Source organism: Holdemania sp. Marseille-P2844, from assembly GCF_900120005.1.
Taxonomy (GTDB): Bacteria; Bacillota_I; Bacilli_A; order Erysipelotrichales; family Erysipelotrichaceae; genus Holdemania.
Map to the genome: position 1 here is coordinate 191,260 of NZ_LT635453.1, position 14,342 is coordinate 205,601.

General features: G+C 50.7%; 12 protein-coding genes and 2 pseudogenes. All 14 read left to right on the forward strand.

The window, feature by feature from the left end; all coding sequences use genetic code 11:
* Positions 1–28 precede the first annotated feature (28 nt).
* Positions 29–244, forward strand: a complete 216-nt coding sequence (locus BQ7364_RS13495) for a Maff2 family mobile element protein (protein ID WP_002604482.1) — start codon at positions 29–31, stop codon at positions 242–244.
* An 85-nt stretch (positions 245–329) separates the two neighbouring features.
* Complete coding sequence (locus BQ7364_RS13500) at positions 330–1,181, forward strand: VirB6/TrbL-like conjugal transfer protein, CD1112 family (protein WP_003502113.1); 852 nt, start codon at positions 330–332, stop codon at positions 1,179–1,181.
* 10 nt (positions 1,182–1,191) lie between these two features.
* The gene (locus BQ7364_RS13505; RefSeq protein WP_002604480.1) at positions 1,192–1,740 is read left to right on the forward strand and encodes an MT-A70 family methyltransferase; all 549 of its coding nucleotides are present in this window, start codon (positions 1,192–1,194) and stop codon (positions 1,738–1,740) included.
* Position 1,741: 1 nt separating this feature from the next.
* Positions 1,742–2,134 (forward strand): PrgI family protein, encoded by a 393-nt coding sequence (locus BQ7364_RS13510; RefSeq protein WP_002604479.1) that lies wholly within the window; start codon positions 1,742–1,744, stop codon positions 2,132–2,134.
* Positions 2,094–4,052 (forward strand): annotated as a pseudogene (locus BQ7364_RS13515) (VirB4-like conjugal transfer ATPase, CD1110 family); the annotation flags it as partial. The gene BQ7364_RS13510 and the pseudogene BQ7364_RS13515, both read left to right, overlap by 41 nt.
* A 729-nt stretch (positions 4,053–4,781) precedes the next feature.
* Positions 4,782–6,665, forward strand: coding sequence for a reverse transcriptase domain-containing protein (locus BQ7364_RS13520; protein WP_072685221.1), 1,884 nt, complete (start codon positions 4,782–4,784; stop codon positions 6,663–6,665).
* Between the two features lie 117 nt (positions 6,666–6,782).
* Positions 6,783–7,223, forward strand: a pseudogene (locus BQ7364_RS13525) (VirB4-like conjugal transfer ATPase); the annotation flags it as partial.
* Complete coding sequence (locus BQ7364_RS13530) at positions 7,220–8,176, forward strand: DNA-methyltransferase (RefSeq protein ID WP_002604477.1); 957 nt, start codon at positions 7,220–7,222, stop codon at positions 8,174–8,176. The pseudogene BQ7364_RS13525 and the gene BQ7364_RS13530, both read left to right, overlap by 4 nt.
* A complete protein-coding gene (locus tag BQ7364_RS13535; RefSeq protein ID WP_072685223.1) occupies positions 8,173–10,143 on the forward strand; it encodes a C40 family peptidase in 1,971 nt (656 codons plus the stop codon). The genes BQ7364_RS13530 and BQ7364_RS13535 overlap by 4 nt, the downstream gene beginning before the upstream one ends.
* 13 nt (positions 10,144–10,156) lie before the next feature.
* A complete protein-coding gene (locus BQ7364_RS13540; protein WP_002604475.1) occupies positions 10,157–10,879 on the forward strand; it encodes a phosphoadenosine phosphosulfate reductase domain-containing protein in 723 nt (240 codons plus the stop codon).
* A gap of 6 nt (positions 10,880–10,885) precedes the next feature.
* The gene (locus BQ7364_RS13545) at positions 10,886–11,152 is read left to right on the forward strand and encodes a DUF4315 family protein (protein ID WP_002584965.1); all 267 of its coding nucleotides are present in this window, start codon (positions 10,886–10,888) and stop codon (positions 11,150–11,152) included.
* Positions 11,142–11,891, forward strand: coding sequence for a DUF4366 domain-containing protein (locus BQ7364_RS13550; RefSeq protein WP_002584964.1), 750 nt, complete (start codon positions 11,142–11,144; stop codon positions 11,889–11,891). Before BQ7364_RS13545 ends, BQ7364_RS13550 begins: the two co-directional genes overlap by 11 nt.
* Positions 11,888–13,963, forward strand: coding sequence for a type IA DNA topoisomerase (locus BQ7364_RS13555; protein ID WP_072685224.1), 2,076 nt, complete (start codon positions 11,888–11,890; stop codon positions 13,961–13,963). Before BQ7364_RS13550 ends, BQ7364_RS13555 begins: the two co-directional genes overlap by 4 nt.
* Positions 13,960–14,328 (forward strand): cysteine-rich VLP domain-containing protein, encoded by a 369-nt coding sequence (locus tag BQ7364_RS13560; protein WP_002584962.1) that lies wholly within the window; start codon positions 13,960–13,962, stop codon positions 14,326–14,328. Before BQ7364_RS13555 ends, BQ7364_RS13560 begins: the two co-directional genes overlap by 4 nt.
* Positions 14,329–14,342 lie beyond the last annotated feature (14 nt).

The following is a 14,342-nucleotide window of genomic DNA, read 5'->3' on the forward strand; positions in this document are numbered from 1 at the left end:
CGTTTTAGCGGCAGAAAGCGAGGTTTATATGGATTTTTTCAACAGCGCAGTTGACGTATTGCAGACTTTGGTAATCGCGCTTGGCGCAGGACTTGGCATTTGGGGCGGCATTAACCTCATGGAGGGGTACGGCAACGATAACCCCGGCGCGAAGTCGCAGGGCATGAAACAGTTGATGGCGGGCGGCGGCGTTGCCCTTATCGGCCTTACCCTTGTCCCGCTGCTCTCCGGCCTGTTTGGATAATGCCACAAACTAACACTACCCGCCGCGCTCTCCCGCTTCACGCGGGAGGGCGCGGGAAAGGAGGGATTAGCTTTTGATATGGCAGATGATTGAAGATTGGTTTCGCGGCATTTTGACAGACGGAATACTCTCTAATCTCTCCGGGCTGTTCGACAGCGTAAATACAGAGGTTGGAGAAATCGCAACGCAAGTCGGCACAACCCCCGCCGGGTGGAACGCGGGCATATTCAATATGATACGCAGCCTATCGGAAAACGTCATTGTGCCGATTGCGGGCGTTATCATTACCTTTGTCATGTGCTACGAACTAATCCAGCTTGTAATTGAGAAAAACAATCTGCACGATCTCGACACTTGGATTTTCTTCAAGTGGATTTTCAAAACCTTTGTTGCGGTGCTGCTGGTAACAAATACTTGGAACATCGTCATGGGCGTATTTGACATTACACAGAGCGTCGTCAACGACAGCGCGGGCGTTATCATATCCGACACAAGCATAGATATTGCAACCGTTATCACCGATATAGAAGCAAAGCTGGACGCTATGAGCGTCGGCGGGCTTTTGGGGCTATGGTTTCAATCACTCTTTGTGGGGCTTACCATGAAAGCGTTGTCTATCTGTATCATGCTGGTGGTGTACGGGCGCATGATTGAAATATACCTTGTAACGAGTATCGCCCCTATCCCCGTTGCGACAATGGTAAATCGTGAATGGGGCGGCATGGGACAGAACTACTTAAAATCCTTGCTTGCCCTCGGTTTTCAGGCTTTTCTAATTCTTGTGTGCGTCGGTATTTATGCGGTTTTGATACAGACAATCGCAGCAACCGATGACATATCCGGCGCGATCTGGTCTTGCATGGGCTATACCGTCCTCTTGTGTTTTACGCTTTTCAAAACGGGAAGCCTTGCAAAATCCGTATTCAGCGCGCATTAAGGGGGTGCAGATGAAGAAATACAAAATCATTTACGCCGATCCCCCTTGGAGATACGCGAGAAGCAAGGTACAGGGCGCAGCGGAAAAGCACTATCCCACTATGAGTATTGAGGAACTTTGCGCTTTACCCGTCAAAGAAATTGCGGATAAGGACTGTATTTTATTCCTATGGGCGACGTTCCCGCAGCTTAAAGAAGCGTTGCAGTTAATCAAGGCTTGGGGATTTACCTATAAATCCGTTGCCTTTGTATGGTTAAAGCAAAATCGGAAATCGCCCACTTGGTTTTATGGCTTGGGCTTTTGGACGCGAGGAAATGCGGAAATCTGCTTGCTTGCTACCAAAGGACACCCGAAGCGACAATCAAACAAGGTACATCAATTTATTATTTCCCCTGTTGAGCAGCACAGCAAAAAGCCGGATATAACGCGGGAAAAGATACTTGCCCTTATGGGCGACCTACCGCGTATTGAACTGTTTGCAAGGCAGCATACCCCTGGTTGGGACGTATGGGGAAATGAAATCAAAAGCGACATACGGTTTGCCGGAAAGGAGGTTTGAAATGGCGTATGTAACCGTCCCAAAGGATTTAACCAAAATCAAGAGCAAGGTAATGTTCAACCTTACCAAAAGACAATTACTCTGTTTCGGCGCGGCGGTGGCTATCGGGCTACCGCTATTCTTTTTGACAAAGGACAGCGCGGGAACGACAACGGCGGCTTTGTGCATGGTGCTTGCCATGCTGCCCATGTTCCTACTCGCTATGTACGAGAAGAACGGGCAACCGCTGGAAGTGATTATACGGCAATTTGTGGAAGTGAAGTTTCTTCGCCCCAAAGAGCGACCTTATCAGACCAACAATTTTTATACCGCCCTTGCGCGGCAGGAGCGATTAGATAAGGAGGTACGGGCGATTGTCAAAGGAAAAGGGAAAGACCCAAAACAAAAAGCGTAAACTTACGCGGCAGGAAAAGAAACAGATCGACGCGCTTATCCGGCAGTCAAAGGGCGACGGGAAGCCCCATACGGCGCAGGACAGCATACCGTTTGAACGAATGTATAAGGACGGGATTTGCCGCCTTGCAAACGGGCGGTATTCCAAGTGCATTGAGTTTGAAGATATTAACTATCAGCTTGCGCAGCCGGACGACAAGACCGCCATTTTTGAAGCCCTTTGCGATATGTATAACTCTTTTGACGCTTCTATCAGTGTGCAGCTTTCCTTAATCAGCCGCCATGCGAACAAGGAGGATTTCAAGAGCAGTATCACGATTGCCCCACAGAATGACGACTTTGACAGTATCAGAGCCGAATACACCGAAATGCTGCAAACACAGCTTGAACGCGGCAACAACGGGCTTATCAAGACAAAGTTTCTCACCTTTACCATTGAAGCAAAAGATATTAAATCGGCGCGGGCGCGGCTTGCCCGTATCGAAACGGACACCCTCAACCATTTTAAGGTGATCGGCGCGGCGGCGCGGGTATTGGACGGGAAGCAGCGGCTTGAAGTGCTGCATGGGCTTTTCCACCCGGACGGGGAACGCTTCAACTTTGCGTGGGAATGGCTACCCGTAAGCGGCCTTTCCGTCAAAGACTTTATTGCCCCGTCCTCTTTCCGTTTTGGCGACGGGCGAATGTTTCAAATGGGCGGGAAGTTTGGCGCGGTTTCCTTTTTGCAGATTGCCGCGCCGGAACTTTCAGACCGTATGCTTGCCGACTTCATGGAAGCGGAAAACGGGATTGTCGTCAATCTGCACATTCAGAGTATCGACCACAACGAAGCGATCAAGACGATCAAGCGGAAAATCACCGACCTTGACCGTATGAAAATCGAGGAACAGAAAAAGGCAATCCGCAGCGGCTACGATATGGATATAATTCCGTCCGACCTTGCCACCTACGGCGGCGAAGCGAAAAACCTTTTGCGGGATTTGCAGAGCCGGAACGAGCGAATGTTTTTGCTTACGCTGTTAGTTTTGAATGTGGCAGACACAAAGCAGAAATTGGACAACGACGTATTTCAGGCCGCAAGTATCGCACAGAAATACAACTGTATGCTCACCCGCCTTGACTACCGGCAGGAACAGGGGCTTATGTCCTCTATCCCATTGGGCGAAAACCTAATCCAAATCCAGCGGGGCTTGACGACTTCCAGCACCGCCATTTTCGTCCCCTTTACGGTACAAGAGCTGTTCCAAAGCGGCGAAGCGTTGTATTACGGCTTAAACGCATTATCGAATAACATGATTTTGTGCGACAGGAAAAGGCTGAAGAACCCTAACGGCTTGATACTCGGCACACCCGGCAGCGGCAAGAGTTTTTCGGCAAAGCGCGAGATCACCAACGCTTTTCTCATTACCGCAGACGATATTATCATTTGCGACCCGGAAGCGGAATATTACCCCCTTGTGGAACGGCTGAAAGGGCAGGTTATCAAGGTTTCGCAGAACAGCACGCAGTACATTAACCCGATGGATATAAACCTCAATTACAGCGAGGGCGACACGCCCATAGCCTTAAAGAGCGATTTTATCCTTTCCTTTTGCGAGTTGATTATGGGCGGCAAAAACGGGCTGGAAGCGGTTGAAAAGACTTTGATTGACCGCGCCGTTATCAGCGTGTACCGCAGCTACCTTGCAGACCCGAAGCCGGAGAATATGCCGATTTTGGGCGACCTCTACAATGAAATCAAGAAGCAGCCGGAAAAGGAAGCGCAGCGTATCGCGTCGGCATTGGAACTCTATGTAAATGGCAGTTTGAACGTGTTTAACCACCAAACAAACGTTGACATTCACAACCGCCTTGTCTGCTTTGATATTAAAGAACTCGGCACCCAGCTACGAAAACTCGGTATGCTCATTGTCCAGGATGTGCGCTTTGTTTCTTGTTAATCTCCATAGAAATATGGAACAAAGCAAGACAGATTTCTAATGAAATCTGAACTCTATATTCGATTTGACAGGGGAAGTTCCTGTCTGACCCGGTGTGACGGGTTACAAAAATTCTAATTTCCGACGTGCATTTCATTGTGACAGGTGAATTGTACGAAGCTCGGTGAAAAGCGGGGAAGAAGCTTGAGACAGCTTGGATAACCGCAAGAAGCTATAAATTAGTCATGTCCAGTATATTTTGTTGCAATCGACAAAAGTCCTGAGTGTAAGGCTCGTAAACGATGGGATGATAACACAGCCATCCTCCCCATGTGGGGTGCTGTCGCCGTTGAAATATGTCTTGGTGGAAAACGGCAGAAAACCGGAATGGTCGAATGTCACTGGCAATCAATCACACAAGCCAGTGATGGCAGCCGGGTCAGAGGGACGGGCTAAAACTAAATGTAAAGCTAGAATATAGGGAACAAAGGAACCGTGGACGGCGCTCCGGTACATGCCGGTGCAAGTAAGGTGTCACCCTTGCCGCACAGGTAGGAAATGACCTGTTAATCCACGGGGCATCAGCCCGTAGTAGTGATGAAGCTCCTGTAATGGGAGTGGAGCGAAGGGGCATAGTCAATATGGATTCGTATGTGAACAGAAAGTCGAGGAAGCCGTAGGCAAACCTGACTAAAACCAGAAACACAACCTCGGAAGGAGGTGGTGCGTATGGCACAACAATTCGACTGCCCAAAAACTGAAACTGAATTACGCACTTTGTTAGACGAATTGTATCAACAAAGCAGGAAAGCCAGACAGGAAGGGAAATACCCTGCCTTCAAAGGCTTACTGGAAATTATGTCAGCAGAAACAACGATTGTGACTGCAATTCACAATATCAAGAGCAATCATGGGAGTGATACTCCCGGTGTCGATAACAAGACTATGCGGCGGGAATATCTGCAAAAACCCTACCGATGGGTTATTAACGACATCCAGAGAGCTTTTGAAAAGTTTGAAGCACAGAAAATACGCAGGAAATATATTGACAAACCGGGGAAAAAGGAAAAGCGTCCGTTAGGTATTCCTACAATACGGGACCGCATTGTACAGGAATGTATGCGTATCGTGTTGGAACCCATTGTAGAAGCGCTATTCTTTGAACATTCTTATGGTTTCCGCCCAATGAGGGATACGGCAATGGCGCTGGAAAGACTGAATTTCATCACTTTCCACACAGGTTATTACTGGTTTGTGGAAGGAGACATCAGTAAATGTTTCGACTATATCGACCACGCTATACTTCTTCGCAGACTATATCATTTGGGAATTAAAGACCGGCGTGTGCTTCAAATCATCAAACAAATGCTGAAAGCAGGCGTTCTTGATGAATGTGAAGTAAATGAAGAAGGCACTATGCAGGGCGGGATTATCAGCCCTCTGCTTGCAAATGTCTATCTCGACATTATGGATGAATGGGTAACAAAACAGTGGGAACTGAAAAACACCACCCACAAATACAATCAGGATTCCGCAAAAAGAAGGGCATTGAAAAAGACCAGACTGGTGCCGGGATTCCTAGTGAGGTATGCCGACGATTTTGTAATTATTACAGATAGCCGGGAACATGCTGAATTTTGGAAATCATCGTTAAAGGAATTTCTGGAAACAGAGATGAAGCTGACATTGTCCAAAGAGAAAACACTGATTACGGATGTAAGAAAGAAACACGCCACATTTCTCGGATACGAGTTTAAGGTAGTAAAGGGGAAAGGCGAACATGGTTATGTTACCAGAACACAGCCGGACAGAGAAAGACTGAAACGCAAAGTTGATGTGATAGCGGATAATATTAAGAAAATCCCACGGGATACAAGCCGTGAAAAGCTGATTGATGAAATCAATCGGATTAACAGCCAGATACGAGGGGTCATCCAGTATTATCAATGCTGCACATGGGTTAGCGTGAGCATGGACAAATATGGCAGAAAGATACAACTTGCAGCGAGCCGCCGGCTCAAACAGTATAAAGGGAAATGGATTCGAGCCAAAGATACGCAGAACCTTCCCCGAATACACCAGAATTACAGGCAAAAGATACCTTCTGTCAAATACCGTGACATCTATGTTGGAGTTACATCGCTCACGTTCTGTAACTGGCAGGAAACGAGAGGGAAAAATCCAAAAGAAACGCCCTATACTGCCGAAGGACGGGAAATCAATTTCAGGCGCACTAAGAAGAAGCGCATACAAGCCAGATTGGATGATGTGTATTCAGAAAATGCGTCAATCGCTGTCTTAAAGGGTAAATGGGGCTATCTGAACAATTTTGAGTTTGTCATGAATAAGGCATACGCCCTGAACCGTGACCGGCTCAAATGCAGGGTTTGCGGAAAATGGTTGATAGACCATGCTCCATACACCCATAGAATTAACCCATATCTTCCGCTGGATAAAGTAAACCGTGTCAACAACCTTATATCAGTACACAAGAAATGCTCTATGGCGATTAACACGCCGGGCATGGACATCAGTGATTATGAAAAACAAGTGCAAAAGAAGATTTTAAGTTATAGGGAAAAACTGGTAGCTTCACATACACGCAACAACTAATCCGTATTGATGGAGCGCCGTGTGCGACGAAAGCCGCACGCACGGTGCGACGTGGGGGAAAATCCGTCCTGACTACCATATCGGGAGATATGGCAAAAGCGGCGGATTACCTATCACAATCAAGTTTGGAACAGAGTTACCATAAACCGCAGCGAAGGCAAGGCGACGCGGTACTATATCGACGAGTTTCATTTGCTGCTCAAAGAGGAACAGACCGCAGCGTACAGCGTTGAGATTTGGAAGCGTTTTAGAAAATGGGGCGGTATTCCGACAGGTATCACCCAAAACGTGAAAGATTTGTTATCGTCCCGCGAGGTGGAGAACATTTTTGAAAACAGCGATTTTGTGTATATGCTCAACCAAGCCCAGGGCGACAGGGAAATCCTTGCAAAGCAGCTTAACATTTCGCAGCAGCAAATGACCTATGTAACCCATTCCGACGCGGGCGAGGGGCTTATCTTCTATGGCAACGTGATTTTGCCCTTTATTGACCGTTTCCCGCAAGATACGGAACTCTATCGTGTAATGACGACCAAACCCGGCGAGGTGTCGGCATGAGGATAGAAATGGACAAAATCTATTGCGGCGACAGCTTGCAGGTGCTTCAAACCTTGCCGGAAAATGCAGTTGATTGTTGCGTAACGTCCCCACCCTACTATGCCTTGCGGGACTACGGCGCAGACGGGCAGATCGGACGGGAAGCAACGCCGGAGGAATATGTTTCCCGTATTACGGCGGTATTCCATGAGGTAAAGCGGGTGCTTACGCCGGAGGGTACTTGTTGGCTGAATATCGCGGACACTTATTGCGGCACAGGCAGCAAAGCCGACCACCAAGACCCCAAATACCCCAAAGGCAGGAACGGGCAGCAAGTGGCGTTTAACCACCGCGCCCCCGGCTGCAAGCCCAAAGATTTAATTGGTATTCCGTGGCTTGTAGCCCTCGCCTTGCGGGGCGACGGTTGGTATTTGCGCAGTTCTATCATTTGGCACAAAACAAACCCCATGCCGGAAAGCACGCGGGACAGGCCGACCCGCTGCTATGAATATGTGTTTCTGCTTACCAAGTCAAAGAAGTATTATTACGATTGGCAAGCAGTAGCCGAGCCGATAGCCCCCACAACGGCGGGGCGGCTGAAAAGCGGAGTTAGCAAAGGAAATAAGTATAACGTTACTGTTCCGGGGCAAAACCAACCGCAGAAAATCAACCGCCCCCGCGAAAAGGGCGCATACGCCGACGAGTTGATTTCTCCCGTCCGCAGCCGCCGCAACGTTTGGCAGATTAACAATGTCGGCTATCATGGCGGGCATTTCGCAGCGTTCCCGCCGAAACTTGCGGAAACGTGCATTTTGGCGGGCTGTCCCATCGGCGGGATTGTCCTTGACCCCTTTTTCGGCAGCGGCACGACGGGCATGGTAGCAAAACGGCTTAACCGCCGCTATATCGGCATTGAGTTAAACCCCGACTATTGCGAACTTGCAAAACAGCGGATTGGAGGTGATGAAGATTGAGCAAGGAACTGAAAGCCCCCGACAAGGTAACGCAAAAAATGACCCGCGACGGTGCGGTTGCGGAAAACCTCACGACGGGCGAAACGTCCAGTATCAGCGAAAGGCCGCAGGAAGAAAACTATTCAGCCCCCGCAGGGGTGGCAGCGGAAAAGGTTGTGCAGCATATCGGCGCAGAGATTGAGCGACACGCAGCAAAAGGCGCGGAGAAAAAAGCCCTTGACGCGACGCAGCCTAAAACCCATTCTTCCCGCTTGCAGTTTTCCGAAGCGGAACGGGCAACGCCGGAACTTCAAAAAGCGATCAAGAAATCGGATAAGGCGGCAGACTGTTTAGACGCAGCGCGGGCGGCTATCCCCAAGCAGACCAAAATCAAGAAAGAGCGCGTTTTTGACGAAGCGAAAGGCAAGGCAAAGACGCGCCTTTCCTTTGAAAAGACGGATAAGCCCCCAAACGGCAAGTTGCGGCATAACCCCTTATCCCGTCCGGCACAGGAGTTAAACAGTACCGTACATGGGAAAATCTACGAGGTAGAGAAAGAAAACGTCGGTGTGGAAAGCGGGCACCGGGTAGAACTTGCCGGAGAGAAAGCGGGCGGCATGGCGGCGCGGGCAGTTAAGGGCGGCATACGCCGCCATAAGCTGAAACCCTACCGGGCAGCGGCGGCAGCGGAAAAACAAGCGGTAAAGGCAAACGCAGATTTTCTCTATCAAAAGGCGTTGCACGATAACCCCGCGCTTGCGCACTCCAACCCCATTTCCCGTTTTTGGCAGAAGCAGCGCATTAAAAAGCAGTATGCAAAAACGCTGAAAGCGGGCGGCAAAGCGAAAAAAACCGCTGAAGCCACCGCAAAGGCGGCGAAGAAAACCGCGCAGGAAACCAAACGGGCGACGTTCTTTGTTGTCCGGCATTGGAAAGGCTGCTTGATTGTGGGCGGGATTGCCTTTATCGTGCTGCTGCTTTTCGGCGGGCTGTCCTCTTGCTCCCTCTTTGGCGGCAACAGCGGCAGCGGCTTGATTGCGTCGTCCTATCTCTCCGAGGACGCGGATATAACGGGCGCGGAAAGCGCGTATGCCGCTATGGAAGCCGAGTTACAAGATATGCTGGACAATATCGAAAGCGAATACCCCGGCTATGACGAATACCGGGTAAACGCGGACGAGATCGAGCATGACCCCTATGTGCTAATTTCTATCCTTTCCGCGTGGCATGAGGGCGTGTTTACACTCGATGAAGTGCAAAGCACCCTTGAAATGCTCTTTGAGAAACAGTATATCTTGACGGTCGAGGAAGAAGTACAGGTACGCTACCGCACCGAAACAAGGACGGACAGCGAGGGCAACCCCTATACGGTTGAAGTCCCCTATAACTATTACATTCTTCATGTGGATTTGGAAAACTTCAACCTCTCCCATGTCCCCGTTTACATCATGGGCGAAGAACAGCTATCCATGTACGCTATGTATATGTCGTCGCTGGGAAACAGACCCGACCTTTTCCCGCAATCCGGCTATGTGTCTAAATACTATGAAACCCCGCCCGCCGATTATGAAGTACCCGCCGCGCTGCTGGGTTCCGATGAAAAGTTTGCGCGGCTCATGGAGGAAGCAGATAAATACGTCGGTTTTCCCTATGTGTGGGGCGGCAGCACCCCGGAAACCTCTTTTGATTGCAGCGGCTTTGTGAGTTATGTGTTGACGAACAGCGGCCTATACAATACGGGCAGACTTGGGGCGCAAGGGCTTTACAACATCTCAACCCCTGTTTCTAACCCGCAGCCGGGGGATTTGGTGTTCTTTACGGGTACATACGACACCCCCGGCGTTTCCCATGTGGGGATTTATGTGGGCGAGGACGGGGACGGAAGCCCCGTCATGCTGCATTGTGGCGACCCTATCCAGTATTCAAAGCTGGACACCAGCTATTGGCAATCCCACTTTTACGCCTACGGGCGGTTAAATTACAATTAAAAGGAGTTGAAAAATGAATATTGTATCTTTTGGCGGCGGCACGAATAGTGCCGCCTTACTTATTGGCCTATACAAGCACAAAATCCCGATTGACCTTATCACCTTTGCCGATACGGGCGCGGAACACCCGCATACCTATCAATTTATCGAGATAATCAATCAATGGCTTGCGGAACACGGTATGCCGCAGATTACCGTTGTGCAGTATGTTGACCGCTACGGCAACCGCCTATCTCTTGAAACCGAGTGCTTGCGCTCTCATACGCTCCCGTCGATTGCCTACGGGCATAAGCGTTGTTCGCAGAAACACAAAATCGCACCGCAGGAAAAGTTTTGCAACCACTATGCGCCTTGCCGCGAAGTATGGCAGCGCGGCGAGAAAGTCAACCGCTATATCGGCTATGACGCGGGAGAAGTGAAACGGTATGAACATTCCCGCAAGTACAACGAAGCCGACAAAAAATATCATAACCGCTACCCCCTCATTGAAGAATGGGGCTGGAACAGGGACGATTGTATCCGGGAAATCAAAGCGGCAGGATTGCCGCAGCCGGGTAAATCGTCCTGTTTCTTTTGTCCGAGCATGAAGAAACAAGAGATTTTATATCTCAAAGAACACTATCCCGATCTATTTAACCGGGCGGCGACTTTGGAAGAAAACGCTATGCCCTATCTTAAAACCGTTAAGGGATTGGGGCGCAGCTATTCATGGAAAGAACAGTTTGGAAAGGAGTAAATGACTATGGCGAACACGAAACTTGACCGTATCGAAAGGGATATTGAGAAAACGAGGGCAAAAATCCTTGAACAGCAAAAGAAGCTGAAAGACCTTGAAGCGCAGAAAGTCGAGGAAGAAAACGCGCAGATCGTGCAAATGGTAAAGGCGGTACACCTTGACGGGACGCAGCTTGCCGCGTTCCTCTCCGCTTACGCCAGCGGCGAAATCACCTTGCCGCAGCCGGAAGCCACTTACCCCGCCGAACAGGAGGACAACGACAATGAAGAATAAAAAGATAATCCGAAAGTTTACCGTATTGCTTGCCGCACTGGTTATCATGTGCGGCTTTTCTGTTACCGCTTATGCGGGCGGTGGCGATGAAAGCGACGACACGCCTACCCCCGTAACCGAGGAAACCCCCGCGCCGGAAACCGAGCCGGAAGAAACGACGGGCGGCTATGAGCCGCAGCCCCTTACCCCGGACGGGAATATGTCCCTTGTGGACGATATAACGGGTGAAGCGTCCGGCGACAAGCAGTTTATCACCGTCGTTACCAAAAGTGGCAACTATTTTTACATCATCATTGACCGCGCCGAGGACGGGGAAAATACCGTCCATTTCCTTAACCAAGTGGACGAAGCGGATTTAACCGCCCTTATGGAGGACGGGCAGACCGAAGCCCCCGTTTGTAGCTGCACCGATAAATGCGTTGCCGGAAGCGTCAACACCGCTTGCCCGGTTTGCAGCGTCAACATGAGCGAGTGCGCGGGTGTGGAAGCCGAGCCGGAGCCGGAAGAAACCGAGCAGCCGCCGGAAGAAGAAAAAGGCGGCGGCATGGGTATTCTGCTTGTCGTGCTGCTTGTTGCCGCAGCGGGCGGCGGCGCGTTCTACTACTTTAAGATTTTGAAGCCCAAAAAGGACGCGGCGAAAGGCAGCAGCAGCCTTGACGACCTTGATTTTGACGAGGACGACGAGGAAACGGAAGTAGTCGAAACCGAACAGACCGAGCAGGAGGACGATAATCTATGAAACTTGTAATTGCAGAAAAACCGAGCGTCGGGGCGGCGATTGCCGCCGTTATGGGCGCGAATGAAAAGCGCAGCGGATATTTTGAGGGCGGCGGCTACCTTGTGTCGTGGTGTATCGGGCATTTGATTAGCCTTGCAGACGCGGCGACCTACAATGAACAATTCCGTAAATGGAAGTACGACGATCTTCCCATTGTCCCGCAGGAGTGGCAGTTTATTGTTGCCAGCGGCAAGGAGCAGCAGTTTTCCATTCTCAAAGACCTTATGCACCGCAGCGACGTTACCGAGATTATCAATGCTTGCGACAGCGGGCGCGAGGGGGAACTCATTTTCCGCTTTGTCTATGAACAGGCGAATTGCAAAAAGCCCTTTTCCCGCCTTTGGATTAGCAGCATGGAAGCAAGTGCAATCCGCGAGGGCTTTTCAAATCTCAAAGACGGGCGCGGCTATGACAACCTCTATCAATCCGCGCTTTGCAGAGCAAAGGCCGATTGGCTCATTGGCATTAACGCGACCCGCCTTTTCTCTATCCTCTACCATAAAACATTGAATGTCGGCAGAGTGCAAACGCCCACCCTTGCTATGCTGGTAAACCGCGACTATGCAATCAGCAGCTTTAAGAAAGAGAAATATCATGTCGTCCGGCTGGACGTTGGCGGCGTTGCCGCCCTTTCCGAAAGGCAGGACGACGAAGCGGCGGCGCGGCAGATGAAAGCGGCTTGCGAGAAATCGCAGGCCGTTTGTACTTCCCTTAAAAAAGAGAAAAAGACCGCAGCCCCGCCGAAACTGTTTGACCTCACCGCCTTGCAGCGGGAAGCAAACCGTTTGTATGGGTTTACGGCGAAACAGACCCTTGACTATGCGCAAGCCCTTTATGAAAAACGGCTTTTGACCTATCCCCGCACCGACAGCAAATATATCACTTCCGATATGGAGGGCAGCACAAAGGAACTTATCACCGGCCTTTGCGCTGCTCTCCCCTTTATGCAGGGCGTGAAGCTGCAAGCCGACCTTGCGAGGATTTGCGACAACAGCAAAGTAACCGACCATCACGCCATTTTGCCGACAGCGGAGTTTGTGAAAACGGGCTTTTCTTCCCTTGCCGAAAGTGAGAAAAAGCTAATGACCCTTGTGTGCGCAAAACTGCTTTGCGCCGTTGCCGCGCCCTATGAGTATGAAGCGGTTACGGCGGTTTTCACTTGCGGCGGCTATACCTTTACCGCAAAGGGCAGGACGACGCTTTGCGAGGGTTGGCGCGAGATTGAAAGACTATCCCGCGCCGCGTCCGGGGAACAGGACGAGGACGCAGAGCCGGAAGCGGTTTTACCCCCGCTTGCCGAGGGGCAGACCTTTGACAATCCGGCAGCGGAGATCTCCGAACGTTACACGCAGCCCCCAAAGGCATTTACCGAAGATACGTTACTTTCGGCTATGGAGAGTGCGGGAAAGGAGGACACGCCGGAGGACGCGGAGCGCAAAGGGTTAGGCACCACCGCGACGCGGGCGGGTATCATTGAAAAACTCATTAGCGCGGGCTTTGCCGAGCGCAAGGGCAAAAAGCTAATCCCCACAAAGGACGGGTATAACCTTGTCGCTATTCTGCCCGACAGCCTTACGTCCCCGCAGATTACGGCAGAATGGGAAACGCGCCTTACCGGGATTGCAAAGGGCAGCGACAGCCCCGCCGACTTCATGCGCGGGATTGAGGAAATGACAGCGGGGCTTGTCAAGACCTATTCCGCGATTTCCGAGGATAAAGCGAAGCTGTTTACCCCGCAGCGGGAAGCAATCGGCACTTGCCCCCGTTGCGGCGCGGCGGTTTACGAGGGCAAGAAAAACTTTTACTGCTCCGACAGGGCTTGCAGCTTTGTGATGTGGAAGAATGACCGCTTTTTTGAGCAGCGCAAAAAGGCTTTCACAAAGGCGATTGCCGCCGCCCTTTTGAAAGACGGAAAGGTAAAAATCAAAGGTATGTACTCGACCAAGACGGGAAAGACCTTTGACGGAGTTGTGCTGCTTGCCGACACAGGCGGCAAGTATGTAAACTTCCGCGTCGAGCAGAACCGAAAATGATAAGGCTTGATGAAAAGCAATACCGCGCCGTAAAGAAAATGACCCGCGCCGCTTGTGCAAACAACGATTGCGGGAATTGTCTGCTGCTGGACGACGGGGAAACTTGCGTTTGTGTGCAGAGTATCAGCTATTCGCTGCTATGCCGCTATTTCCGCGAAGCGGTATTACCCGCCGACAGGCAGCTTTGCGAACAGATCACCCGCAGCGGGGAAACCGATTTGAAGCGTTGCGCGGTATGCGGCAGCACGTTTGCGGCGGGCAGCAACCGGGCGAAATACTGCCCCGATTGCGCGGCAAAGATACGCCGCAGACAGAAAGCCCAAAGCGAGAGAAACAGGCGTTTACGGATAAAAACAACTACATAGCAAGCACAGCAAAC